The organism is Shewanella sp. S1-49-MNA-CIBAN-0167 (assembly GCF_040310145.1).
GTDB lineage: Bacteria > Pseudomonadota > Gammaproteobacteria > Enterobacterales > Shewanellaceae > Shewanella > Shewanella psychromarinicola.
Genome location: NZ_JBEOPO010000451.1, coordinates 1 through 243, shown reverse-complemented (window position 1 = coordinate 243; position 243 = coordinate 1). Strand labels below are relative to the sequence as shown.

The following is a 243-nucleotide window of genomic DNA, read 5'->3' as shown; positions in this document are numbered from 1 at the left end:
CGTACATCCTTTTCATACGGTGCACTGTGCGCGAGTGGCAAAAGACTTTCCACATGCTCTATTTTACGGGAGTGCACGTCATCATAAAGAAGTGCCAGAAGTAACCTGGAGTGAGGATTACGTTGAAAGTGCAGCGGTCGCCGAGCGTTATCCTGAGCTTGAATTTTCACTACCGCAAGGCATTCATTATATTGCCCCTGATGATACGGTACATGCAAGCTCGCTCTTGGTATTCCATCCTGC

Annotated in this window: 1 pseudogene; it reads left to right on the top strand. The window is 48.1% G+C overall.

Annotation, left to right across the window (positions count from 1 at the left end):
• Positions 1–243: pseudogene (locus AAEZ00_RS22000) on the top strand (hypothetical protein); the annotation flags it as partial.